Source organism: Paraburkholderia phytofirmans PsJN (assembly GCF_000020125.1).
Lineage (GTDB): Bacteria > Pseudomonadota > Gammaproteobacteria > Burkholderiales > Burkholderiaceae > Paraburkholderia > Paraburkholderia phytofirmans.
This window is the reverse complement of record NC_010681.1, coordinates 3737289-3759592: the sequence shown is the minus strand read 5'-3', so window position 1 is coordinate 3759592 and position 22304 is coordinate 3737289. Positions and strand designations below refer to the sequence as shown.

Here is a 22304-nt window from a genome sequence, read left to right as displayed (position 1 = left end):
CACAATTTCTGTCAATCGGAGCGTTCGCGAAATGCGAGAGAAAACCGCTATTTTAGCGTTAACGGATAGCCGGCACCCGACATGTGCCTGTCGTAACCCATTAAATCTTCTATGAAAGTGCGCCGATTCATAGAACCGGCGCTACTCGTGCGGACCCTTGCGCGCTGAGCAAAAAGGCCGTGCGGCGCGAGCGGGCGGCGCGCCTAGCGGCGCTGTCCGAACATCATTTGCCGTGCCAGCGCGGTTTTTACCGGCGGCAGGAATTCGAGCGCGGTAAGAGCGAGGCCACGCACGACGGCGAGCGGCGCGAAGTCGATGGTGAACAGACGCGCGAGCGTGTCGGTGGCGCCGATCGTCATGCGCCGGTCGAGCGCGCGACGTTGCGCGAAGGTGGCCAGCGCGAGCGGTGTCGGACCTTCCGCTGACAGGGCGTCGGCGAGCGCGTGCGCGTCGCGCAGACCCAGATTCAGACCTTGGCCCGCGACCGGATGCAGCGTCTGCGCCGCGTTGCCGATCGCGACGATGTGGCCATTCACGAGCGTTTCCGCAGCGTTCAGCCCCAACGGGAACGACGCGCGTCCCTTGATGTGCGTGAAGCGGCCCATGCGGTCGCCGAATGCGGCGCCGAGCTCGCGCAGGAAGTCTTCGTCGGAGAGTTGTGCGCGGCGCGCGGCTTCTTCGGGCGCGCAGCACCAGACCAGCGCGTAGTCGGCGCCGCGCACGCCGCCCATCGGCAGCAGTGCGATCGGCCCTTGCGACGTGAAGCGCTCCCACGCCACGTGCGGTTGCGGCGCGGATACCGTCACTGTGCCGACCAGCGCGGTTTGTCCATAGTCGCGCGAGCCGGGTTCGACGGCGCCTCGGCCGGCGCGCCGTGAGGCCGAGGCGTCGTGGCCGCTGCGCCGATCTGCGCTTTCCGCCGCGATATTCGCGGCTCTGCTGTCGATTCTGTCGCCGTCCTCGCGGCCGACTTGCTCGTCCGCACTCATGTTGGCGTCCTTACCGGCGCGTTTTCCCGCGCGTTTAGCAGACTTCTGATCGCCGAACAGCCCGCCTTCTGCATTCACCAGAATGCGCGTGCGCAAGTGACGCGTGACGCCCGCGGTTTCGATCGGCAACGTGACGCCGTCGAGTTCCTGCGTCGGCGCCGCAGCCGAAGTGGAGCGGAACCAATGCACCGAGGTCGCGTGCACCGCCTCGGCGAGACCATGCACGATCGAACCGTAGCGCAGCACGTAACCGAGCGCCGGCAAGCCGTGCTCGCCGTGATCGATCAGCGTGCGGCCGAAGTGGCCGCGCTGCGAGACATGAATACGCTGGATCGCGGTGGCGTCGGCAGGCCAGCGCAGTGGCTCCAGGATCATCCGGCTGCCGTGCGACACGGCGATGGCGCGCGGATCGGCGATCGAATCTTCCGGCTCGCGCGCGTCGACGAGCGCGATCTTCAACTCGCGCGTCGCGCTGCGGCGCGCCAGCCAGCCGGCCAGCGCCAGCCCGACCGGACCGGCGCCGACGATCGTCACGTCGAAATCGAAGGGCGGGCCGGCTTTGGCGGGCTTCAGGATCACCGTCGACTGGGAAACATCGTTCATTGCGCGTTACTTCCTTGTTTCATGTGCCGCGATGTGCCGCGCGGGCTTCCTGCATCAGCGCCTCGATCTCGTCGGCGGCGACCGGTACGTCGCGCGTCATGAGTTCGCAACCGGTCGGCGTGACTATCGCGTCGTCCTCGATGCGGATGCCGATGTTCCAGTAGCGCTCGGGGACGCCTTCGGTCGGCCGGATATACAGGCCGGGCTCGATCGTCAGCGTCATCGACGTTTGCAGCGTGCGCCACGGCAGCGCGCCCGCTTCGTCGCGCGGCGCGCCGCGTTCGCGGTAGTCGCCGACATCGTGCACGTCCATGCCGAGCCAGTGGCCGGTGCGGTGCATATAGAAGGGCGTGTAGGCGCGCTCCGCGATCACGTCGTCGACGGAGGCGAAATTCGCGCGCTCGATGATGCCGGTGTCGAGCAAGCCCTGCGACAGCACGCGCACGGCGGCCTGATGCGGGTCGTCGAAGGTGGCGCCGGCGCGGGTGGCGTCGATCGCGGCCTGCTGCGCGGCCAGCACGATGTCGTACAGCTCGCGCTGCGCCGGCGTGAAGCGGCCGCTGGCGGGAAAGGTGCGGGTGATGTCGGACGCGTAGCCGTCGAGTTCGCAGGCCGCGTCGATCAGAATCAGGTCGCCGTCCTGGGCAATCGCGTTGCCGGCCGGGTAGTGCAGCACGCAGGCGTTTGCGCCGGCCGCGACGATCGACGTGTAAGCCGGCGCCTGCGCGCCGAACTTGCGGAACGTGTAGAGCAGTTCGGCTTCGAGTTCGTACTCGCGCACGCCCGGATGGCAAGCGGCCATGGCGCGACGATGCGCCTGGGCGGAAATCTGCCCGGCCCGGCGCATGATGGCGAGTTCGTGATCGTCCTTGATAAGCCGCATCTCGTCGAGCAACGGGATGAGGTCGCGCGCGGTCGCCGGCGCGGCGACGCCGCCGCGGCTTTGGGCGCGCACCGCGTCGAGCCAGCCGCGCACCCGTTCGTCCAGTTGCGCCGAAGCGCCGAGCGCGTAATGCAGCGACGGCTTGTCGGCGAGCAGGCGCGGCAGTTGCACATCGATTTCGGCGACGGCGAACGCGGCGTCGAAACCAAAGGCCTCGCGCGCGCCGTCAGGGCCGAAGCGGAAACCTTCCCACGTTTCGCGCTCGACGTTTTTCTCGCGGCAGAACAGCACCGAAGCCGGTTCGCCGGGCGCGGCGCTGGCGTCGAGCACCAGCAGCGCCTCGGGCTCGGTGAAACCAGTCAGGTAATAGAAGTAGCTGTCGTGCCGATAGGGATAATCGGCGTCCCGGTTGCGTAGCGCTTCCGGCGCGGTGGGAACGATGGCGACGCCGCCGCCCGCTGCCCGCAGCGCGGCGAGTACGCGCTCACGGCGCGTGCGGTAGACGTCGATGGCGATGGTGGGTTCGGTCGGCTGGTTCATCGTGCGATTGTAGCGCCCATGCGCGGAGTTATTTTGCGCGGGATACTCGTGGAAGCGGCGGCTGACGCGCCCGCCGCGCTGTTGCAATCCGTCCACAGCAAGCCCCAGTGCGGCTCGCGAAGCGTCGGCGCGACGCTTCTGAACGCTCGTGAACGCCGCCAAGCACTTATACTTTCGCCGGATTCAGATAAAGGCAGATGGTAATGATGAAACTCATCGGTTCGCTCACCAGCCCCTTCGTGCGTAAAGCGCGGATCGTGCTGGCGGACAAGAAGATCGACTACGAACTGGTGCCCGAGAATGTCTGGGCGCCGGATACCCACATTCACACTTTCAATCCGCTCGGCAAGGTGCCGTGCCTCGTGATGGAAGATGGCGAAGCGGTGTTCGACTCGCGGGTGATCTGTGAATACGTGGATACGCTTTCGCCGGTCGGCAAGCTGATTCCGCAGTCGGGACGCGAGCGCGTCGAGGTTCGCTGCTGGGAAGCGCTCGCCGACGGCGTGCTGGACGCGGCAGTGCTGATTCGCCTCGAAGTCACGCAGCGCGCGCCGGAGCAGCGCGTGGACGCGTGGGTGGCGCGCCAGCAACGCAAGATCGACGAAGCCCTGATCGCGATGGGGCAGGGACTGGGCAGCAAGACGTGGTGCGCGGGCAATCACTACACGCTTGCCGATATCGCGCTGGGTTGTGCATTGGGTTATCTGGATTTCCGCATGCCGGAATTGAACTGGCGCGAGCCGTATCCGAATCTGGACAAACATTTCCAGAAGCTCTCGCTGCGTCAGTCGTTCATCGATACGGTGCCGTCAGACTGAATAGGCGGTTTTGAATAAGGTAATCCGCCATCGCGCGAAATTTGCAAAATAGTGTCATTCAAGCTTCCAGAATCATAACTACAGCTTACATTTGTGGTAAAAATGCGCCTGCCCGTCAGGCGCATTTTTTTGTCTGTCGTGGGGCGTAAATGCGTTCATGCAGGTTTATGCAATTTACATATCGGTTTCTTTTTCTGCCGATATGCAACCTGTTGCGAACAGGCGGTGCATTAAGAGCGCGCCGCTGAAATGAATAACATCGCAGAGAGACTTCCACCATGAAATCGTACCGCTTTGCCATTGCCGCTTCCGCCTGCGCCTTATTTGCAGCGTGCTCGAATATCAGCAACGTCGATCCGTCCGCGCTGATCAAATCCGGCCAGATGGCCACGCAGGCTGCCACGCTGAGCGACACCGACGTGCGTGCTCTGACCGACAAGTCGTGCACGCAACTGGACAGCGAAAACAAGATTGCCGCCGCGAACAGCAATTATCAGAAGCGCCTGAACAAGATCGCCGCGCAACTGGGCGACAACATCAACGGCACGCCGGTGAACTACAAGGTGTACATGACCAAGGACGTCAACGCGTGGGCCATGGCGAACGGCTGCGTGCGCGTCTACAGCGGTCTCATGGACATGATGAACGACAACGAAGTGCGCGGCGTGGTCGGCCATGAAATGGGCCACGTGGCGCTCGGCCACACGAAGAAGGCGATGCAGGTCGCGTATGCGACTTCGGCGGCGCGCTCGGTGGCGTCGTCGGCGGGTGGTGTGGCGGGCGCGCTGTCCGGTTCGCAACTCGGTGACTTTTCCGAGAAGCTGATTAACGCGCAATTCTCGCAAACCCAGGAAAGCGCAGCGGACGATTATTCGTTCGACTTGCAGAAAAAGAAAAATCTCGATCCGTCGGGATTGGTGACGGCGTTCAACAAGCTCGCCGCATTGGATGGCGGTAAATCGAGTATGTTGAGTTCGCATCCGGCGTCGCCGGCGCGGGCGCAGCATATTCAGCAGCGTATTGCTTCGAACCAGTAAAGTTTGATTGGGCTAAAAACGCGCGCTCGCGGTATTTCGCGGCGCGCGTTTTTTTATTGCAGTGTTTTTGGGGTGGTTTGATTCGCGCGCCGCTATTCAAATAGGCGGCGCGCGGAATCGATGCGATTTAATCGCGCGGCTTATTGTTTGCCGTTGCGGCGCCGCGTAATGCCCGGTCCGAACGCAAAGCCGAATGCCAGCAGCAGTAACGAAACCGCCAGCACGGTGTTATTGCCGCTCGTGATGTAAGGCGTGTTGCCCGTAGTGCCTTGCACGGTGACATCGAGCGAGCCGATCGTGTACGGCGTCAGGCGCCCGATCACCTTGCCATGTGCGTCGATCGCGGCGGTCATGCCGGTGTTGGTCGCGCGCAGCATCGGGCGGCCGGTTTCCAGCGAGCGCATGCGCGCGATCTGCAAATGCTGGTCGAGTGCGATCGTGTCGCCGAACCACGCGAGATTGGTCGAGTTGACCAGCACGCCGGCGGGTGTTGCGCTTTCGCGGATGGTCCGCGCGATCTCTTCGCCGAAGATGTCTTCGTAGCAGATGTCGACGGCGACCGGCTGGTTGTGCACCATGAATGGCTTCTGCACCGGCGCGCCACGGAAGAAATCGCCGAGCGGAATGCTCATCAGATTGACGAACCAGCGGAAGCCCCACGGCACGAATTCGCCGAACGGCACGAGGTGATGCTTGTCGTAGCGATACACGTCGCGTGTGCCGGGCGTGACACCGAACAGGCTGTTCGTATAGTCGATCACCTGGCCCTCAGGCGTGATCGTGCCGCCGATCGCGCCGAACAGGATCGCGCTGCCGGTCGAGTCCGAGAAGTTGCGCACCGCCGAGGCGAACGGCGCCGGCAATTGCTGCGCGAGCACGGGGATGGCGGTTTCTGGCGTGACGATCAGATCGGCCGGCTTCGAGGTGATCATCTGCTGAAACTGATCGATCGCGGCGCGCATGCCGGATTCCTCGAACTTCATTTCCTGTTTGACATTGCCTTGCAGCAGACGCACGGTCAGCGGCGCGTTGGCCGGCACGGTCCATTGCACGAGCGGCAGCAGCAGGCCGGCGGCGATCAGCGCCAACGCGATGATGGCCGGCACGGCTACCCGCGCCAAGCCGGGTTTCGTGGCGGTGTTGCGGTCGCTGCCGTTTCTGGCGCTCTTGCCGCTGTTGCTGAGGTCGACGCCGCCATTACGGGCCGCTTTGCGCGAAGAGAGCAGCGCCAGCACCGCCTGCACGATCAGCGCGGCCACCAGCGCCAGCATCCAGCCGACGCCGTACACGCCCGCCACCGGCGCAAAGCCGGCGAACGGACCGTCCACTTGCGCGTAACCGCTCGCCAGCCACGGAAAGCCTGTGAACACGGTGCCGCGCAACCATTCGCCGATCGCCCACGCGCTTGCGAACGCCAGCGCGCCGTGCCAGGTCGGCGAGAACGGCGTGTCGTCGTCCATGGCCGCGCCGTTGCGCGCGTGACCCGCGCAGAACGACCAGACGCCGGCTGCCAGCGCGGGATAAATCGCCAGATACAGCGAGAACAGCACGACGGCGGCGCCGGCGAGCGGCGCCGCCATGCCGCCGTAGAAATGCATGCTGACGTAGAGCCACCACACGCCGGTCACGAAATTACCGAAGCCGAACGCGCCGCCCGTCAGCGCCGCGCTTTTCCAGCCGGTGCTGCGTGTGAGCCACGCGAAGAAGAACGCGAAGATCGCGAGTTCGAGCCAGCCGCCGTGCGGCGTCGGCGCGAACGAGAGCGTATTGGCCGCGCCCGCCGCCAGCGCGACGAGGTAATGCCAGCGCGGCAGCGTGCGACCGCGCGTTTGCTGGGCGGCAGAAGCGCTCACGCCGCGGCGCGAACGGGAAGTTATCGGGTCGGCCATTGTTGCGCGGTCGGCGTGAGGAGTTGAAGAAGCGGGAACAAACCCATCGAAAAGCCGGATCAGGTCTGCACGTGCTGCGCTTCGCGCTCGCGCTGGCCCGCGAGCGGATCGCGGCGCACCAGCAGCATGTGAATCTGGCGGGCATCGCCGCGCAGAATCTCGAAGATCAGATCGTCGAGGCGGACTTTTTCGCCACGATGCGGCACCCGTCCGAAGTGATGCGTGACGAGCCCGCCGATCGTGTCGACTTCGTCGTCCGAATAGTGCGTGCCGAAGGCCTCGTTGAACTGTTCGATTTCGGTCAGCGCGCGCACGCGGAAACGTCCGTCCGGCGAGGCGATGATATTGCCGCTTTCCTCGTCGAAATCGTATTCGTCTTCAATGTCGCCGACGATCTGTTCCAGCACGTCTTCGATCGTGATCAGGCCGGCCACGCCGCCGTATTCGTCGACCACCACCGCGAGGTGATTGCGATTCACACGGAAGTCGTGCAGCAGCACGTTCAGGCGCTTCGATTCGGGGATGAACACGGCGGGGCGCAGCATGCCGCGCACGTCGAATTCTTCTTCGGCGTAGTAGCGCAGCAGGTCTTTGGCCAGCAGCACGCCGATGATGTTGTCGCGATTGCCCTCGTAGACCGGATAGCGCGAGTGCGCTTTTTCCAGCACGTACGGGATGAATTCGGCGGGATTGTCCGCGATATTGATCGCGTCCATTTGCGCCCGCGGCACCATGATGTCGCGCGCGCTGAGTTCGGACACCTGGAACACGCCTTCGATCATCGACAGCGAGTCGGCGTCGATCAGGTTGCGCTCGTGCGCGTCCTGCAGAATTTCCAGAAGTTCGGCGCGCGAGTCGGGCTCGGGCGAGATGAAGTCGGTCAGACGCTCGAGGAGTGAGCGCTTTTCCTGCGGTTTGTCGAGTTGGCGTCGACTGGGATACGTGTCGTTCATGGTAGTGCGCCCGGCAAGACTGGGCGCGCTGTTGCAGAGCATTAAGGATACACCAGGCACATGGCAGGACCGTGTCCCGCCCGGCTGGGCGATGAGTGAAGCTGGGGTGAAGCGGCTCCGCCGTGAGGGCAGGCGTGGGTCAATCCTAACTGATTACGCGCGGAAAAGCGTTTTCGGGAAAAAAAGCGCCGGTCGGCGGGGTTATTTCTGGTCCGCTTTCTGGCCGGCTTTTACGCTTGCTTCGCGGCTTGCTTCGCGGCTTGCTTCGCGGCTTTCCTCGCGGCTTTCCTCGCGGCACCGTTCGAGCAACGCTTCGAGTGCGCGGTCGGGCATGCCGCTCTCACGCAACGCATGCACTGTCCGGCTAACGTAGTCGAGCGTGGTGCCATAGCGCCCGCTCGCGCAGCCGAACACCGTTTTGACGATGTCATCGCGCAACTTGCCGGTGTAGCTCGGCACGTCGCGGCGCATGACGAAGGCCAGTGCGTCGACGCGCCGGCCGTCGGCGAGCACGCACGGCAGCCACGCCGGGCGGTATGAACCCATCGCCATTTCGCGGCGCCAGAGCGCTTCGAGATGCGGCATCGAGCCTTCGGCAGCGAGCCGGAATGCGATGCCGGTGCACGAACCGCCGCGATCGAGCGCGAGCACGAGGCCCGGCTGTTCGGGCGTGCCGCGATTTACACGCGACCACAGGTAGAGCCCCCGGTGATAGCCGTGGACCTTGGATCGGGTGGCTTCGACGGTGGGCAGGCCGGGATTCCAGATCAGCGAGCCGTAGCCGAACAGCCACAGGTCGCTCTTGCGGTCCCAGTCGCGCAACGTGCATTCGAGCGATGCGCGCAATTCCTCGTCCGTCAGCAGCCGGGATTCGCCGAGCGCCGGCGGATAGTCCGGGCAGGGCGTTCGGGTGTCGGCTTCAGGAGAAGAGGTGCTCACGATGGTTTTGAACGGACTGGACGTTGGCGACGCGGGGTGATCGACGCCTACTGATAAGGGTCGGGAAAGCCGAGCTTGGCCAGGATTTCCGTTTCGATTGCTTCCATTTCCTCGGCTTCTTCCTCGACTTCGTGGTCGTAGCCTTGGGCGTGGAGTGTGCCGTGGACGAGCAGATGCGCGTAGTGCGCGATGAGCGGCTTGCCCTGTTCGGCGGCTTCCTTCTCGACCACCGGACAGCACAGGATCAGGTCGCCCGTCACCGGATCGTCTTCCGATTCGGCGTAGGCGAAGGTCAGCACATTGGTCGAATAATCCTTGCCGCGATAGGTGCGGTTCAGCGTGCGGCCTTCATCGGCATCGACGAAACGCACGGTCAGTTCGCCGTCCGCGAAGAGCGCCGCCTTGATCCAGCCGGCCACGGTGGCGCGCGGCAGCAGCGCCTTGTGTTCCGGCCAGCTCCTGGCGGCGGGGAATTGCAGATTCAACGTCAGTTTCGGGGCGCGGCTCATGCGGTTTCGTTGTGATGCGTTTTTACGTTCGTTGCGGCTACGGGCGCTTAGCGCGAATCCGCCGGACTGGCGGTTTTCTGCGAATGCGCATCGTACGCCTCCACAATTCGCGCGACCAGCGGATGCCGCACCACGTCAGCGCTGGTAAAGCGCGTAAGCGCGATGCCGCGCACGTCGGCCAGCACCTGCTGCGCTTCGATCAGCCCGCTCTTGTGGCCGCGCGGCAAGTCGACCTGGGTCGTGTCGCCGGTTACCACCGCCTTCGAGCCGAAACCGATCCGCGTGAGGAACATTTTCATCTGTTCGGGCGTGGTGTTCTGCGCCTCGTCGAGGATGATGAACGCGTGGTTCAGCGTGCGGCCGCGCATGTACGCGAGCGGCGCGATTTCGATCATCTGCCGCTCGAACATCTTGGCGGTCTTGTCGAAGCCGAGCAGGTCATACAGCGCGTCGTACAAAGGACGCAAATACGGATCGACCTTTTGCGCCAGATCGCCCGGCAAGAAGCCGAGACGCTCGCCTGCTTCGACCGCAGGACGCGTCAGCACGATGCGCTTGACCTGGTCGCGCTCGAGCGCGTCTACCGCGCAAGCGACCGCGAGATAGGTCTTGCCGGTGCCGGCCGGACCGATGCCGAAGGTCACGTCGTGCGAGATGATCTGCTTCAGATACTCGCGCTGCGCCGGCGTACGGCCGCGCAGATCCGCGCGGCGCGTGTACAGCTTCGGGCCGAGTTCTTCGAGGTCGTCGTCGCCGGCGTCGGCGGGCTGGTCGAACGGGTGGTCCGGATTGCCGGGGAAGCGCGGATCCAGCGCTTGAGTGCCATGGCCGTTGCCGTTCGCGCGATGCCGTGCCGGCTGACGCACTTCAACGAGCGCGAGCTGGATGTCGTCGACCGACAGTGGCTTCTGTGAGTTGTCGTAGAACTTCTCGAGCGCGGTGAGCGCGAGTTTCGCGCCGCGCCCGCGAATCGTGATGCGGTGGCCACGGCGTTGCAGCGTTACATCGAGCGCCTGCTCGATCTGGCGCAGATTCTCGTCGAGCGGGCCGCAGAGGTTGGCGAGCCGCGCGTTGTCTTCGCGCGGTGCGGTGAATTCCAGATGCTGCTGAGTGGTCTTCAAGGCGGTGGGTCGATCCTGTCGGTTTCGATACGCGGGTTTGCGTCGCTTAATGGGTCGTGGCCGGGGCGTCGTCATGAACCAGCACGAGCTCGCCACGTAGCGAATGTGGGTACGCTTTGACGATTTTCACGTCGACCATCTGGCCGATCAGCCTTGCGTGCGACGCGATTGGCGCCGGGAAATTCACCACCCGGTTGTTCTCGGTGCGGCCGGCGAGTTCGTTCGGATCCTTGCGGGCCGGGCGCTCAACCAGTATGCGCTCGATCTTGCCGACCATCGAATCGCTGATGCGCTGCACGTTTTCCTCGATGGTGGCCTGCAAATGTTGCAGACGCTTGAGCTTCACTTCGCGCGGCGTGTCGTCGTGCAGATTCGCGGCCGGCGTGCCGGGACGCGGGCTGTAGATGAACGAGAAGCTGGTGTCGTACTTCATCTCGTGCACGAGCGCCATCATCTTGTCGAAGTCTTCTTCCGTCTCGCCGGGGAAGCCGACGATCATGTCCGTGGAAAGCGACAGGTCAGGGCGGATTGCGCGCAGCTTGCGGATCACGGACTTGTATTCGAGCACCGTGTAGCCACGCTTCATGGCCATCAAAATGCGATCCGAGCCGTGCTGCACCGGCAAATGCAGGTGGCTGACGAGCTTCGGCACCTTCGCGTAGGTGTCGATCAGGCGCTGCGTGAATTCCTTCGGATGCGACGTGGTGTAGCGAATCCGTTCGATGCCCGGAATATCCGCGACGTATTCGATCAACTGAGCGAAGTCGGCGATTTCCGTCGAACCCAGCGTGAGGCCGGCGCGATAGGCGTTCACGTTCTGGCCGAGCAGCGTGACTTCGCGCACGCCTTGATCGGCGAGACCGGCGATTTCGGTCAGCACGTCATCCAGCGGACGCGACACTTCTTCGCCGCGCGTGTACGGCACGACGCAATAGCTGCAGTACTTGCTGCAGCCTTCCATGATCGACACGAACGCGCTCGGGCCGTCGACGCGCGCCGGCGGCAGGTGATCGAACTTTTCGATTTCCGGGAACGAGATGTCCACTTGCGCGCGGCCGCTTTCACGGCGCTTGTCGATCATTTGCGGCAGACGGTGCAGCGTTTGCGGGCCGAACACCAGATCGACGTACGGCGCGCGCGACACGATCGCCGCGCCTTCCTGGCTCGCAACGCAACCACCCACACCGATGATCAGATTCGGATTCGCTTCCTTCAACTCGCGCACGCGGCCGAGGTCGGAGAACACTTTTTCCTGCGCTTTTTCGCGCACCGAGCACGTGTTGAACAGAATGACGTCCGCGTCTTCCGGCGTGTCGGTCTTGACGAGCCCTTCAGCCGCGCCGAGTACGTCGACCATTTTGTCGGAGTCGTACTCGTTCATCTGGCAGCCAAAGGTCTTTACATAAACTTTCTTGGTCATCGAATTTCGCCGGTCGCAGTGGTTAACCTGGGGGCGTCGTTTAAAAGGTGAAGAGGGCGAAACGTGCGAGCGGGCCGCGGGGCGGCGCTTATTTACCGTCATGGGCCGCAGCGGGCTGCCGCTGTGGCCTGCTTTCAGGGCACGTTTGCAGCGTAGCTCAATATTATAGCCCTTCGCGCGATGCGGTTTCCCCGGCCGCCTGCCGGCGCGGACGCTCCGGCGGCAAGCCCAGCAGACCTTCCAGTTCGTCCGACACCTGCGCGAAACGCTCGCTCAGGAAATCCAGCAACACGCGCACGCGCGGCGCCATGAAGCGGTTGCGATGGTAGAGCGCGTGCAGCGGCGCATCCGGATAACGCCATTCCGGCAGCAGGATCTTCAGGCCGTCGGCGCGCAGGTCGGCTTCCACGTCCCACATCGACTTGATCACGATGCCGTAGCCGCGCAGCGCCCATTCGCGGGCGACGGCGCCGTCGTTGGTCTCGCGGGCGGTTTCGAACGGCACGGTGTAGTGCTGCACCTCGTCGCCGCGCGTGAAGCGCCACTCGTTCGCCAGCCCGGTGGCGGTGGCCAGCACGATGCAGTCGAAATTGGCCAGATCGTGCGGATCTTTCGGTTCGCCCTTACGCGCGATGTAGTCCGGCGACGCGCACAGCACGCGCCGGTTCGGCGCCAGCTTGCGGGCGACCAGCGAACTGTCCTGCGGCACGCCGAAGCGGATCGCCAGATCGATGTCCTCCTGCACCAGATTTGCCAGCGAGTCCGACAAAGTGAGCGCGAAGGTCACTTCCGGATACAGCGCGTTGAATTCGTCGAGCCAGTGCATCAGCAGATTACGGCCGAAGTCCGAAGTCGCCGATACCCGCACTTTCCCGCGCACGACGCCTTGGCCGGCTTGCAGCGCGGCTTCGGCGTCGTCGAGCGATTGCAGCGCCTGACGGCAGCAATTCAGGTACAGGCGGCCCTCGTCGGTGAGCCTGAGCTGACGGGTGGTGCGTTCGAACAGGCGCGTTTTGAGGCCGGCTTCGAGCTTGGCAAGGCGCGCGCTGGCGGCGGCCGGCGTCAGTCCCATCTTGCGGCCGGCCGCCGACAGGCTGCCCTGCTGCGCCGCTTCGACGAACAGACGGATGTCACCGAGGTTGTCCATTGCGAAGCTTTCAAATGAGATTTGAAAATGCTTCAAATGCTACGCCAATTATCAAATTGACGCGCAGCCTCGACAATGGCGCTCATGGAAAACCCTGGGACCGCCCACGCCATGCAGCTCGATCACGCGACCATCGTTACCGCCGACCTCGACACGGTCCGACGTTTTTTCGTCGACGTGGCCGGATTGACCCAAGGCGCACGGCCGGCGTTTTCGGTTGACGGCTACTGGCTTTACGCGAACGGCCGCCCGCTGATCCATCTGATCGACGCGACGGTGCCCGCCGCGGCCGGCAGGACGGCGCCGCGCATCGACCACATCGCGTTCCGGCTGGAGCGTGCCGCCGAATGGCGGGCGCTGCTCGGTCGCCTGCATGCACATGGTGTCGATTATCGAACCGCACGAGTGCCGCAAATGGGACCGCAAGAGGCACAGGCGCAACTGTTCGTGGCGCTCGCGCCGGGCGTCGTCGTCGAATTCGTGACGGCGCTGCATCACGCTGAAATTTAAATCCTGGAGAAGAGAAATGCCCATTCCATTACTGGCGCTGGCGATCAGCGCATTCGCCATCGGCACGACGGAGTTCGTGATCATGGGCTTGCTGCCCGAGGTGGCGCGCGATCTGGCGGTGTCGATTCCGTCGGCGGGTTTGCTGGTGAGCGGGTACGCGCTCGGCGTCGCCGTCGGCGCGCCGTTGCTCGCGGTGGTGACCAGCAAGATGCCGCGCAAGTTGGCGCTGCAACTGCTGATGGGCGTGTTCATCGTGGGCAATACGCTGTGCGCGGTCGCGTCCAGTTATTCCGTGCTGATGATCGCGCGCGTGGTGACGTCGTTCGCGCATGGCTCGTTTTTCGGCATTGGCGCGGTGGTGGCGGCTTCGCTCGTGCCGGCCGAAAAGCGCGCCAGCGCGATTGCGCTCATGTTCACCGGCCTGACGCTGGCGAACGTGCTCGGCGTGCCGTTCGGCACGTTCGTCGGCCAGGAGTTCGGCTGGCGCGCGGCGTTCTGGATCGTCAGCGCGTTCGGCGTGCTGTCGCTCGCGGGCGTCACGGCGCTGGTGCCGAATCGTCATGACGCAGGTCCGGTCGGACTCGGTCATGAAGTGCGCGTGTTGAAGGATCCGCAAGTCTGGACCGCGCTCGCCATGACGGTGCTCGGCTTCGGCGGCGTGTTCGTCGTGTTCACCTACATAGCGCCAATTCTCGAGCAGGTGAGCGGCTTCTCGCCGCGCGGCGTCACGCTGATTCTGGTGCTGTTCGGCGTGGGCCTCACGATCGGCAATACGGTCGGCGGCAAGTTGGCGGACCGTGCACTGATGCCGTCGCTGATGGGCATTCTGGTTGCGCTCGCGGTGGTGATGGCGATCTTCGCGCGCACCAGCCATTCGCAAGTGGCCGCGGCGATCACGATCTTCGTGTGGGGCATTGCTGCGTTCGCCACGGTGCCGCCGTTGCAAATGCGCGTAGTCGAGAAAGCGGCCGCGGCGCCGAATCTGGCTTCGACACTGAATATCGGTGCGTTCAACGTCGGCAATGCGGGCGGCGCGTGGCTTGGCGGTCTGGTGATCAATCACGGCCATTCGCTCGATACCTTGCCTTGGGTGGCGGCGGCGGTCAGCGTGGCGGCGTTGCTGCTGACCTGGCTCGCGGCGCGTATGGATGCGCCTGCGCCGACGGTGGCGCAGGGGGCGTAAGCGCGCCCCGGTCCGTGAACCGGCCGCCGCGATGCCCTTATGAAAAATTCGCACAAGCATTGCGGAAAACGTCCTCCGCAATGCTGATAACAGTGTGAAGATAACTTCGTTGGGCGCGGCGGGGCGCGATGCTATCTTGCTTCCACTAACCGTTTGCCCGCCGTCCGGCGGCGCTCCTGGAGGCAATCATGCATTCCCCGCTTGCGCTCGTTCGCGATCCCACGGCTGACACCGATACGTCGCCGCGTGCCGCTGAACCTTTCGACGCACTTGAACATCTGGTCGGTGTGAATCTCGCCCGTTTGCGCGCCGAGCGGCAACTGTCGCTCGATGCTTTGGCCCGCGCGTCCGGCGTTTCTCGCGCCATGCTCGCGCAGATCGAATCGGCGCGCAGCGTGCCGTCCATCAAGGTGCTGTGCAAGGTGGCGGCGGCGTTGAAGGTGTCGGTGGCGGCTTTCTTGCGGCGTCACGCGACGAACGGCTTCGAGCATTTGCCGGCGGAGCGCTCGTCGCGTGTCGTCAGTTCGAACGGCCGCTATTCGGCCCGGCCGCTTTATCCCGACGCCGAACCGACCGCCGCCGAGTTTCACGAACTGCGTATTGCGCCGTTGCACACCGAAGCCGGCACGCGCCGCGCGCCGGGCACGACGGTGAATCTGGTGGTGAGCGAAGGCACGCTGGAAGTCAGCGTCCACGATCAACGCCAGTTGCTGGCCACCGGCGACGCGATCGTGTTCGACGCCGACCAGCCGCATAGCCTGCGCAATCCCGGCGACACGGAAGCGCGCGCGTTTCGCGTGACGTTGAAGGCGGAGACGCCGCCGCGCTGGGACGTGCCCGCGCACCATGAGCCGGCGCGCGAAGTCGCACCGGTTTGATCGGCATCTTTTGCGGACGCATGTGCTCCGAGCGAGAGATCTCCGTCTGATCAGTAGGGTTGCGCTGCACGTGCGGCGCGGCTGTTGTATGCTTTGCTAGCCGGTCGATCCGGCAATCAGTGCGTCTTCAGGGCGGGGCGAAATTCCCCACCGGCGGTATGCCGGCAACGCGAAAGCGTGAGCCGGCGAGCCCGCGAGCGCCCACGTCGTACGGTCTTCGAAACAGGAAAGACTGAAGTGGGGTCAGCAGATCTGGTGAGAAGCCAGGGCCGACGGTTAGAGTCCGGATGGAAGAAGATGTGCAGATAGTCATGTTCGTTTCCGTGGCGCCGCTTGCAGGTCGAGGCGGTGCGCGAGCGTCGCTTTGCGCGGCGTTCAACGGCGCGTCTTTGTCTGTTTGCAATGCCCTGAAACGTTTCTCGCCCAACTTTTGCGATGAGCGTTTCAATCATGACCTTTGCTACTTTCCCTGCTCCGTCGACGATTGCGGATAGCGCATTCCTCGACCTCCCGCTGCTCGACACCGAAGCCGTTCCGCCGCGTATCGCCGCCGCCTTGCAAGCCATGCGCGATGGCCGCGCCGTCGTTCTGCAAGACGACCACGACCGTGAGAACGAAGCCGATCTGATCGTGTCCGCCGAGCGTCTGTCCGTCGAAACCATGGCGTTGCTGATCCGCGAATGCAGCGGCATCGTGTGCCTGTGTTTGCCCGACGAGAAAATCCGCGCGCTTGAACTGCCGCCCATGGCTGTCAACAACGAAAGCCGTCACGGCACCGCGTTCACGATTTCAATCGAAGCGCGCGATGGCGTGACCACCGGCGTGTCCGCGCTCGATCGCGTGACGACCATTCGCGCCGCGATCGCCGACACGGCGAAGCCCGCCGATATCGTGCGTCCCGGTCACGTGTTCCCGTTGCGTGCGCAACCCGGCGGCGTGCTGGCTCGCCGCGGCCACACCGAAGGCACGGTGGACCTCGCGATTCTTGCGGGTCTGAAACCGGCTGGCGTGCTATGCGAACTGATGAATCCGGACGGCACGATGACGCGCGGCGCCGATGTGGAGCGTTTCGCCGCGCAACACAATCTGCCGATGCTGACCATCGCCGAATTGGTGGAGTTTCGTCAGACGCTGGCGCAGGCGCGCGAATGCGTGGCTGACGAGGCTTGATGCGCGGGGAGCGCGAACGCGTGACACGACGCGCGCACTCGCTTGCAGTGATGATGTGAAAAAGCCGGCTCGCGCAGCCGGCTTTTCTTATTAACGCGAACGGCCGCGATTGCTGCTGTCGAATTCGCCGCACACATGGGCATCCCAGCCGCCTTATTCCATTGCCGCGAACGGCTGCGTTGCATGTCGTCGAATTCGCTGCGTATGCCGGCAATGCAGCGGGTTTTTGCAGATGCCGCGAAAACCTACGACTGCACGTCGCCAAATTCTCCGCGTACACCGGCTTCAACCAGCGCGGGCAATTCATCCATATGCTGCATGATCCGCGTCATGCCCATCTTGCGCAGCGCGTCCGCGTAGCCATCGGGAATATGGCTCGCGCCGACGAACGCGATCGTCTTCATGCCCGCCGCGCGCGCGGCATTCAAACCCGCCACGCTGTCTTCCACCACCACGCATCGCGAAGGCTCCACGCCCAGCGTTTTCGCGGCGAACAGATACACGTCGGGATACGGCTTCGGCCGCGCCACCGGTTCCGCGCTGAAAATGCGTTCGCCGAAAATCTGCTGCAAACCCGCGCGCCGCACCGATGCATTCACGCGCGCCATCCGGCTGTTCGACACGACGGCGGCCGGCAACGTGACGCGTTGCAACGCGTCGCGCACGCCGTTGATCGGACTGAGCGAAGCCGCCAGTTCGAGTTCGACGTTGTGTTCGATGGTCTCGAAAAAATTCGCGGGCAACGTGATATCGAACGACTTCTCGATGCCTTCGAGAAAGCGCGACGTTTGCTGACCAAAGGCCGTCTTGACGATGGGTTCGAAGTCGAGGCTGGGGAACGTGGCGCTCAGCGTTTCGAGCATCACGCGGTCAGCGATGATTTCACTGTCGACGAGCACGCCGTCGCAGTCACAGATGAGGTGGTCGATCATGCCTGAAAACGGAAAGCGAAGCGCATGAGCAAGGCAATTGCAAGTTCATGCGCGGTAAGTGAAAGCGTCATGATACGTGCTTTGGCGGCACCTGAGCGGCGCCGCTGCTTTCCGTGACTTCTTTGCTCAGGCGCACCGCGATGCACGCCTGAGTGAGCCTTGCCTACGTCGCGCGGATCAGTGCACGTGCAGATACAGGTACAAACACGCCGCCGCCGCGCCGCCCAGCAGCGGCCCGCAAACTGGAATCCACGCGTAGTGCCAGTCGCTGTCGCGCTTGCCCGGAATCGGCAGCAGCGCGTGCATCAAACGAGGCGACAGATCACGAGCGGGACTCATCGCGTAACCGGTCGGGCCGCCGAGCGAGATGCCGATGCCGAGAACCAGCAGGCCGACCGGGAGCGCGTCGAGCGCACCGAGACCGACTTGCGGCGAAGCCAGATACAGCACGCCCAGAATCAGCACGAAGGTGGCGATCATTTCCGTGAGCAGGTTGTGCGGCACGCTGCGTATTGCCGGCGAGGTGCAGAACACGCCGAGCTTCACATCGGCATCGCCTTCTTTGGCGAAGTGCTGCCGATACGCGATCCATACGAGCAGCGCGCCGGCCATGCCGCCGAGCATTTGCGCCGCGATATAGCCGGGCACCTTGGCCCAGGCGAACTTGCCGGCCAGCGCGAGGCTGATGGTCACGACAGGATTCAGATGAGCGCCGCTGAACGACGCGGTGACATAGACGGCGATGAACACGGCCATCGCCCAGCCCATGACGATCACGATCAGGTCCGCGCCTTTGCCTTTGGTGCGCGCGAGCAGCACGTTGGCGACGGCGCCGTCGCCGAGCAGCACCACGAGCGCAGTGCCGATGAATTCAGCAATGTAAGGTGACATTGTTTGGTATCCGAAATATTGTTGTCAGGGAAGCCGCGGGATGAGCGGCTTCTTTATCGATGGATGAGAAGGTTGAAAAAGATGCTCAGGGCGTGTCGGCCCAGGCCTTCGCGGCGCGAATCGCGCGCTGCCAGCCGTCGAGGCACTGCTTGACTTCGGCGTGCGGCAGCGCGGGCGTGAAGCGGCGGTCGAGCTTCCACTGGCTTTGCAGTTCGTCGACGTCTTTCCAGTAACCCACCGCGAGACCGGCCAGGTAAGCCGCGCCCAATGCGGTGGTTTCCGCCACCTTGGGGCGCACCGCGTCGACGCCGAGAATGTCCGCCTGGAATTGCATCAGCAGATTGTTGGCGCAGGCGCCGCCGTCCACCCGCAATTCGCCGATGCGAATGCCGGAGTCGGCTTCCATCGCTTTCAAAACGTCGAGCGATTGGTAGGCGATCGAGTCGAGCGCGGCGCGCGCAATATGCGCGGACGACGTGCCGCGCGTCACGCCGAACAGCGTGCCGCGAGCACGGGCGTTCCAATGCGGCGCGCCGAGGCCGGCGAAGGCGGGCACCAGATACACGCCGTCGGAGTGAGACACGCTGCGTGCCAGCGTTTCGATCTCAGCAGCATTCTTGATGATGCCGAGGCCGTCGCGCAGCCATTGCACCACGGCGCCGCCAATGAAGATGCTGCCTTCGAGCGCGTAATTGATCTGATCGCCGATCTGCCACGCAATCGTGGTGACGAGATTGTTCTTCGATTCAATCGGCTTGTCGCCGGTGTTCATCACGAGGAAGCAACCGGTGCCGTAGGTGTTCTTCACCATGCCCGACTCCGTGCACATCTGCCCGAAGAGGGCGGCGTGCTGATCGCCGGCGATGCCCGCGAGCGGAATCTTCGAAGCGAACACGGTGGTCTTGGTCGGTCCGTACACTTCCGACGAAGCCCGCACCTCCGGCAGCATGCTGCGCGGAATGTCGAGCGCTTCGAGCAGTTCATCGTCCCACTTCAGCGAGTGGATGTTGAAGAGCATCGTGCGCGACGCGTTGGTGACGTCGGTGACGTGCAGGCCGCCCTTGGTGAAATTCCACACCAGCCAGCTGTCCACAGTACCGAACGCGAGGCGGCCCTGTCTGGCCTTTTCGCGCGCGCCTTCGACGTTATCGAGAATCCAGCGGATCTTGGTCGCCGAGAAGTACGAGTCGATCGGCAGGCCGGTTTTGGCGCGGACTTTCTCTTCGAGCCCTTGCTCTTTGAGTTGGTCGCAGAAGTCGGCGGTGCGGCGGTCCTGCCAGACGATCGCGTTGTAGATCGGATGGCCGGTTTCGCGATCCCACACGATCGTGGTTTCGCGCTGATTGGTGATGCCGATCGCGGCGATCGAGGTGCCGTTCATGCCGGCGCGCGTCACGGCTTCGGCAGCGACACCCGCCTGAGTCGACCAGATTTCCTGCGGATCGTGTTCGACCCAGCCCGGACGCGGATAGATCTGCTGGAATTCCTTTTGAGCAGTCGACACGATATTGCCGAGCCGGTCGAACAGCATCGCGCGCGAGCTGGTGGTGCCTTGGTCAAGCGCGAGGATGTACTGGTCCTGCATTGTCTCTTCTCCATGCGTTTTATGAATCGCCGGGCGCAAAGCCGGCGACGGGAACGGCTTGTAGTTTTAAGCGGGCAGCAACACGTGTGATGGTGCCGCCCGGCTTCGTTCAGCCGAGGGTGAATCGATGCGGTTCAGTTCTCTCGCATGCCGCGCATACGCTGCGTGGCGATATCCGACTATGCGCCTTCGCGCGCGGGTTCGCGGGCGAACCATGCGTCGATATCGCGTGTGATCGAATCGAGCGTGCCGGGTTCGACGTGCAAGCCGAGTTTCGATCGGCGCCACAGCACGTCCTGCGCGCTGCGCGCCCATTCGGTGTCGCGCAGGTACGTCAGTTCCGCTTCGTAAAGACCCGGCGCGAAGGCGCGGCCAAGATCGGCCACGGAACGCGCATTGCCGAGCACCTGCTTGACGCGCGTGCCGTAAGCGCGGGCGAGGCGATGCGCCAGATCGGCTGGCAGCCATGCATGCTGCTGTTTGAATTCGCTCAGAAAGCGTTCGAAGTTGGCGTTCGGAATATCGCCGCCGGGCAACGGCGCGCCGGCCGTCCACGAAGACGCGCCGTTTTGCAGCGCTTGCGCGAGTTTGTCGACGGCTTCTTCCGCCAGTTTGCGGAAGGTGGTGATCTTGCCGCCGAACACCGACAGCAGCGGCGCTTCACCGGCGGGCGCGTCGAGCTCGAGCGAATAGTCGCGCGTGACCGCGGACGGATTGTCCGCGCCTTCTTCCTCGAGCAGCGGACGCACGCCCGAATAGGTCCAGCGCACGTCGGCCGGCGAAATCTTCTGCTTGAAGTAGCGGTTGATCGAGTCGCACAGGTACTGCGTTTCGTCGGCGTTGATCGCCACTTGCGACGGGTCGCCGCGATATTCGAGGTCCGTCGTGCCGATCAGCGTGTAGTCGTGTTCGTACGGAATCGCGAAGATGATGCGCTTGTCCGGATTCTGGAAAATGTACGCGTGGTCGTGTTCGAACAGACGCCGCGTGACGATATGGCTGCCTTTCACGAGCCGCACGCTGTGCGACGCGGCGCGGCCGAGCGCGCCTTGCAGCAGTTCGCCGACCCACGGGCCCGCGGCGTTCGCAATCGATGCGGCGCGCACGTCCAGAAGCGTGCCGTCCGCGCGCTTGAGTTGCGCGCGCCATTCGCCGCCTGCGCGCACCGCGCTCAGCAGCTTGGTGCGCGTGAGAATTTTCGCGCCGTGCTCCTGCGCGTCCAGTGCGTTCAGCACGACGAGACGCGCGTCGTTGACCCAGCCGTCCGAATACACGAAGCCGCGCTTGATCGAATCGACCAGCGGCGCGCCCGCCGGATGATTGCGCATCACGATGCCGCGCGAGCCGGGCAGCAGCTCACGCCTGGCGAGATGGTCGTAGAGAAAGAGACCGGCGCGGATCAGCCAGGCCGGGCGCAGATCCGGCATGTGCGGCATCACGAAGCGCAGCGGCCACATGATGTGCGGCGCTGCGCGCAGCAGTGTCTCGCGCTCCTGCAGCGCTTTTCGCACCAGTCCGAACTCGCGGTATTCGAGGTAGCGCAAGCCGCCGTGAATGAGCTTCGTGCTGGCCGACGACGTATGCGCCGCCAGATCGTCCTGTTCGCAGAGCAGCACCGACAGGCCGCGGCCCGCCGCATCGCGAGCGATGCCTGCGCCGTTGATCCCGCCGCCCACGACGAGCAAATCGTATCTCGAGCCTTGCGTCACCTGCTGTGTCCCCTGCGTGGTATCCGGAAAAACTGTTTGAAAAGTCTATCGAACCGATAGTGTTCGTTTTCGAACTTTAATGAACATATTCGAAAAAGTAAAGTTCGGTTTGTTTGGACGCCCCTCTAACGGTTGTCCGGGTAGTGGCGCAACGCGCGGCCACGGACGATACTCTCGGCAGCAGCCATTTCGAGGTGAATTCATGCGTGGACTTTTGATGATCGGCGCCGCTACGCTTCTCGCGGGGTGTGTGAGCTCGCCGAGCCTGAGCGGAACGAGGGGCGCGCCGTCGTTCGCGTCGTTGCAGCAGATGTGCAGCGCCCAAACGGTCGACTACGGCAACGACGCACAAGGCGTCTACGCGGCGATGTTCGACGCGTACGTGGCGAACCGGAGCGGCAAGCTGTCGAAGGAAGATTTCTGTGCATTCCAGACAGCGATCGCGCAGCGTCACGCGAGCCAGGGCGTGAGCACCGATCCACAGGTGCGTAATCAGTGGGTGGCGTTCTTCACCGATCAGCGTGCCAGGGCGTTGAGTTGGCGGGCAGCTGTCGATCCGACGTTGCGCAACGGTTGAGCCTGAACGCGAGCGCCGTCT

The 22304-nt window shown here is 63.9% G+C and carries 20 protein-coding genes and 1 riboswitch; of the genes, 7 read left to right on the top strand and 13 right to left on the bottom strand.

Going from position 1 to position 22304, the window contains the following annotated elements; translation table 11 throughout:
- Window positions 1–203: 203 nt before the first annotated feature.
- Both BPHYT_RS16580 and BPHYT_RS16575 read right to left on the bottom strand, forming a co-directional pair.
- On the bottom strand, window positions 204–1592 hold the full coding sequence (locus BPHYT_RS16580; RefSeq protein ID WP_012434297.1) for a UbiH/UbiF/VisC/COQ6 family ubiquinone biosynthesis hydroxylase: 1389 nt from the start codon (window positions 1590–1592) through the stop codon (window positions 204–206).
- Between the two features lie 19 nt (window positions 1593–1611).
- Window positions 1612–3015, bottom strand: a complete 1404-nt coding sequence (locus tag BPHYT_RS16575; protein ID WP_041759037.1) for an aminopeptidase P N-terminal domain-containing protein — start codon at window positions 3013–3015, stop codon at window positions 1612–1614.
- 203 nt (window positions 3016–3218) lie between these two features.
- On the opposite strand from BPHYT_RS16575, the gene BPHYT_RS16570 reads away from it, so the two are divergent.
- A complete protein-coding gene (locus BPHYT_RS16570; RefSeq protein WP_012434295.1) occupies window positions 3219–3833 on the top strand; it encodes a glutathione S-transferase C-terminal domain-containing protein in 615 nt (204 codons plus the stop codon).
- Between the two features lie 278 nt (window positions 3834–4111).
- Window positions 4112–4870, top strand: coding sequence for a metalloprotease LoiP (gene loiP, locus BPHYT_RS16565; protein ID WP_012434294.1), 759 nt, complete (start codon window positions 4112–4114; stop codon window positions 4868–4870).
- A gap of 140 nt (window positions 4871–5010) precedes the next feature.
- Here loiP and lnt read toward each other — a convergent pair whose 3' ends face one another.
- The 7 genes from lnt to BPHYT_RS16530 form a co-directional block, all read right to left on the bottom strand.
- A complete protein-coding gene (lnt, locus tag BPHYT_RS16560; protein WP_012434293.1) occupies window positions 5011–6759 on the bottom strand; it encodes an apolipoprotein N-acyltransferase in 1749 nt (582 codons plus the stop codon).
- 59 nt (window positions 6760–6818) lie between these two features.
- On the bottom strand, window positions 6819–7712 hold the full coding sequence (locus BPHYT_RS16555; protein WP_041758566.1) for an HlyC/CorC family transporter: 894 nt from the start codon (window positions 7710–7712) through the stop codon (window positions 6819–6821).
- Window positions 7713–7913: 201 nt separating this feature from the next.
- Complete coding sequence (locus tag BPHYT_RS16550; protein WP_012434291.1) at window positions 7914–8651, bottom strand: gamma-glutamylcyclotransferase; 738 nt, start codon at window positions 8649–8651, stop codon at window positions 7914–7916.
- A gap of 47 nt (window positions 8652–8698) precedes the next feature.
- The gene (ybeY, locus tag BPHYT_RS16545; RefSeq protein ID WP_012434290.1) at window positions 8699–9160 is read right to left on the bottom strand and encodes an rRNA maturation RNase YbeY; all 462 of its coding nucleotides are present in this window, start codon (window positions 9158–9160) and stop codon (window positions 8699–8701) included.
- Between the two features lie 47 nt (window positions 9161–9207).
- Window positions 9208–10281, bottom strand: a complete 1074-nt coding sequence (locus BPHYT_RS16540) for a PhoH family protein (RefSeq protein WP_012434289.1) — start codon at window positions 10279–10281, stop codon at window positions 9208–9210.
- Window positions 10282–10327: 46 nt separating this feature from the next.
- Window positions 10328–11701 (bottom strand): tRNA (N6-isopentenyl adenosine(37)-C2)-methylthiotransferase MiaB, encoded by a 1374-nt coding sequence (gene miaB, locus BPHYT_RS16535; protein ID WP_012434288.1) that lies wholly within the window; start codon window positions 11699–11701, stop codon window positions 10328–10330.
- 163 nt (window positions 11702–11864) lie between these two features.
- Window positions 11865–12848: a LysR family transcriptional regulator gene (locus BPHYT_RS16530; protein WP_012434287.1), complete on the bottom strand. Its 984-nt coding sequence runs from the start codon at window positions 12846–12848 to the stop codon at window positions 11865–11867.
- A gap of 111 nt (window positions 12849–12959) precedes the next feature.
- On the opposite strand from BPHYT_RS16530, the gene BPHYT_RS16525 reads away from it, so the two are divergent.
- The 4 genes from BPHYT_RS16525 (at window position 12960) to ribB (ending at window position 16589) form a co-directional block, all read left to right on the top strand.
- Window positions 12960–13358 (top strand): VOC family protein, encoded by a 399-nt coding sequence (locus BPHYT_RS16525; RefSeq protein ID WP_041759036.1) that lies wholly within the window; start codon window positions 12960–12962, stop codon window positions 13356–13358.
- A 16-nt stretch (window positions 13359–13374) separates the two neighbouring features.
- On the top strand, window positions 13375–14541 hold the full coding sequence (locus BPHYT_RS16520; protein WP_012434285.1) for an MFS transporter: 1167 nt from the start codon (window positions 13375–13377) through the stop codon (window positions 14539–14541).
- 188 nt (window positions 14542–14729) lie between these two features.
- Window positions 14730–15419 carry a helix-turn-helix domain-containing protein gene (locus BPHYT_RS16515; RefSeq protein ID WP_012434284.1) on the top strand — a complete coding sequence of 230 codons (690 nt, stop codon included), beginning with the start codon at window positions 14730–14732 and terminating at the stop codon, window positions 15417–15419.
- 119 nt (window positions 15420–15538) lie between these two features.
- Window positions 15539–15722: riboswitch (FMN riboswitch) on the top strand.
- Window positions 15723–15869: 147 nt separating this feature from the next.
- Window positions 15870–16589 carry a 3,4-dihydroxy-2-butanone-4-phosphate synthase gene (ribB, locus tag BPHYT_RS16510; protein ID WP_012434283.1) on the top strand — a complete coding sequence of 240 codons (720 nt, stop codon included), beginning with the start codon at window positions 15870–15872 and terminating at the stop codon, window positions 16587–16589.
- Window positions 16590–16834: 245 nt separating this feature from the next.
- Here ribB and BPHYT_RS16505 read toward each other — a convergent pair whose 3' ends face one another.
- The 4 genes from BPHYT_RS16505 to glpD all read right to left on the bottom strand — a co-directional run bounded on the left by BPHYT_RS16505 (window position 16835) and on the right by glpD (window position 21706).
- Window positions 16835–17521, bottom strand: a complete 687-nt coding sequence (locus tag BPHYT_RS16505) for an HAD family hydrolase (protein ID WP_012434282.1) — start codon at window positions 17519–17521, stop codon at window positions 16835–16837.
- A gap of 177 nt (window positions 17522–17698) precedes the next feature.
- Window positions 17699–18412 (bottom strand): MIP/aquaporin family protein, encoded by a 714-nt coding sequence (locus BPHYT_RS16500; RefSeq protein ID WP_012434281.1) that lies wholly within the window; start codon window positions 18410–18412, stop codon window positions 17699–17701.
- Window positions 18413–18497: 85 nt separating this feature from the next.
- Window positions 18498–19997, bottom strand: a complete 1500-nt coding sequence (gene glpK / locus BPHYT_RS16495) for a glycerol kinase GlpK (RefSeq protein WP_012434280.1) — start codon at window positions 19995–19997, stop codon at window positions 18498–18500.
- A gap of 179 nt (window positions 19998–20176) precedes the next feature.
- Window positions 20177–21706, bottom strand: coding sequence for a glycerol-3-phosphate dehydrogenase (gene glpD, locus BPHYT_RS16490; protein ID WP_012434279.1), 1530 nt, complete (start codon window positions 21704–21706; stop codon window positions 20177–20179).
- Between the two features lie 202 nt (window positions 21707–21908).
- Here glpD and BPHYT_RS16485 point away from each other — a divergent pair, with 202 nt between their 5' ends.
- On the top strand, window positions 21909–22283 hold the full coding sequence (locus BPHYT_RS16485; RefSeq protein WP_012434278.1) for a hypothetical protein: 375 nt from the start codon (window positions 21909–21911) through the stop codon (window positions 22281–22283).
- The last annotated feature ends 21 nt before the right edge of the window (window positions 22284–22304 follow it).

Bases quoted from the DNA above. Each gene is read 5' to 3' on its own strand.
- BPHYT_RS16580 (WP_012434297.1), bottom strand. From the start codon at position 1,592: ATGAACGATGTTTCCCAGTCGACGGTGATCCTGAAGCCCGCCAAAGCC.
- BPHYT_RS16575 (WP_041759037.1), bottom strand. From the start codon at position 3,015: ATGAACCAGCCGACCGAACCCACCATCGCCATCGACGTCTACCGCACG.
- BPHYT_RS16570 (WP_012434295.1), top strand. From the start codon at position 3,219: ATGATGAAACTCATCGGTTCGCTCACCAGCCCCTTCGTGCGTAAAGCG.
- loiP (WP_012434294.1), top strand. From the start codon at position 4,112: ATGAAATCGTACCGCTTTGCCATTGCCGCTTCCGCCTGCGCCTTATTT.
- lnt (WP_012434293.1), bottom strand. From the start codon at position 6,759: ATGGCCGACCCGATAACTTCCCGTTCGCGCCGCGGCGTGAGCGCTTCT.
- BPHYT_RS16555 (WP_041758566.1), bottom strand. From the start codon at position 7,712: ATGAACGACACGTATCCCAGTCGACGCCAACTCGACAAACCGCAGGAA.
- ybeY (WP_012434290.1), bottom strand. From the start codon at position 9,160: ATGAGCCGCGCCCCGAAACTGACGTTGAATCTGCAATTCCCCGCCGCC.
- miaB (WP_012434288.1), bottom strand. From the start codon at position 11,701: ATGACCAAGAAAGTTTATGTAAAGACCTTTGGCTGCCAGATGAACGAG.
- BPHYT_RS16530 (WP_012434287.1), bottom strand. From the start codon at position 12,848: ATGGACAACCTCGGTGACATCCGTCTGTTCGTCGAAGCGGCGCAGCAG.
- BPHYT_RS16525 (WP_041759036.1), top strand. From the start codon at position 12,960: ATGCAGCTCGATCACGCGACCATCGTTACCGCCGACCTCGACACGGTC.
- BPHYT_RS16520 (WP_012434285.1), top strand. From the start codon at position 13,375: ATGCCCATTCCATTACTGGCGCTGGCGATCAGCGCATTCGCCATCGGC.
- BPHYT_RS16515 (WP_012434284.1), top strand. From the start codon at position 14,730: ATGCATTCCCCGCTTGCGCTCGTTCGCGATCCCACGGCTGACACCGAT.
- ribB (WP_012434283.1), top strand. From the start codon at position 15,870: ATGACCTTTGCTACTTTCCCTGCTCCGTCGACGATTGCGGATAGCGCA.
- BPHYT_RS16505 (WP_012434282.1), bottom strand. From the start codon at position 17,521: ATGATCGACCACCTCATCTGTGACTGCGACGGCGTGCTCGTCGACAGT.
- BPHYT_RS16500 (WP_012434281.1), bottom strand. From the start codon at position 18,412: ATGTCACCTTACATTGCTGAATTCATCGGCACTGCGCTCGTGGTGCTG.
- glpK (WP_012434280.1), bottom strand. From the start codon at position 19,997: ATGCAGGACCAGTACATCCTCGCGCTTGACCAAGGCACCACCAGCTCG.
- BPHYT_RS16485 (WP_012434278.1), top strand. From the start codon at position 21,909: ATGCGTGGACTTTTGATGATCGGCGCCGCTACGCTTCTCGCGGGGTGT.